This is a genomic window from Bordetella sp. FB-8 (genome assembly GCF_000382185.1).
Taxonomy (GTDB): Bacteria; Pseudomonadota; Gammaproteobacteria; order Burkholderiales; family Burkholderiaceae_B; genus Bordetella.
On the sequence record NZ_KB907785.1, the window covers coordinates 1 to 1101 of the forward strand.

Here is a 1101-nt window from a genome sequence, read left to right on the forward strand (position 1 = left end):
GCCAGCAGTTTGACCGTCATCGTCACGTTATCGCCCGGCAGCACCATCTCTTTGTCCTTGGGCAGGTCGATCGTGCCGGTCACATCCGTGGTGCGGAAGTAAAACTGGGGACGATAACCATTGAAGAACGGCGTGTGGCGACCGCCTTCATCCTTGGACAGAATGTACACCTCGGCCGTGAACTCGGTGTGCGGGGTGATCGAACCGGGCTTGGCCAGCACCTGGCCACGCTCGACTTCTTCACGCTTGGTGCCGCGCAGCAAAATACCGACGTTGTCTCCGGCCTGGCCCTGGTCCAGCAGCTTGCGGAACATCTCCACGCCCGTGCAGGTGGTCTTGAGCGTGGGCTTGATACCGACGATCTCGATTTCTTCGCCCACCTTGACAATGCCACGCTCGACACGGCCGGTCACCACCGTGCCGCGACCCGAGATCGAGAACACGTCTTCGACCGGCATCAGGAAAGCGCCGTCCACAGCGCGCTCAGGCGTCGGGATGTACGTGTCCAGCGCATCGGCCAGCGCCATGATCGCCTGCTCGCCCAGCTCGCCCTTGTCGCCCTCGAGCGCCAGCTTGGCCGAACCCTTGACGATCGGGGTGTCATCGCCCGGAAAATCGTACTTCGAGAGCAGCTCGCGCACTTCCATTTCCACCAGCTCGAGCAGCTCGGCATCGTCCACCATGTCCGCCTTGTTCAGGAACACGATGATGTACGGCACGCCCACTTGGCGCGAGAGCAAAATGTGCTCGCGCGTCTGGGGCATCGGGCCGTCGGCGGCCGACACCACCAGAATCGCCCCGTCCATCTGGGCGGCCCCGGTAATCATGTTCTTGACGTAGTCCGCGTGTCCCGGGCAATCCACGTGCGCGTAGTGACGGTTCTGCGTCTCGTACTCCACGTGCGCCGTGTTGATCGTGATGCCGCGCGCCTTCTCTTCAGGGGCCGCATCAATCTGGTCGTAGCCCTTCGCTTCTCCACCAAACTTGCTCGACAGCACCGTCGTGATCGCCGCCGTCAACGTCGTTTTGCCGTGGTCAACGTGACCAATCGTACCCACGTTCACGTGCGGCTTGGTACGCTCAAACTTGCCTTTTGCCATG

At 61.9% G+C, this 1101-nt stretch carries 1 protein-coding gene; it reads right to left on the reverse strand.

What is annotated here, in order from left to right; genetic code table 11:
• The coding region (gene tuf / locus H143_RS0119570; RefSeq protein WP_019939963.1) for an elongation factor Tu at positions 1 to 1100 on the reverse strand (1100 nt) is incomplete at its 3' end.
• Position 1101 lies beyond the last annotated feature (1 nt).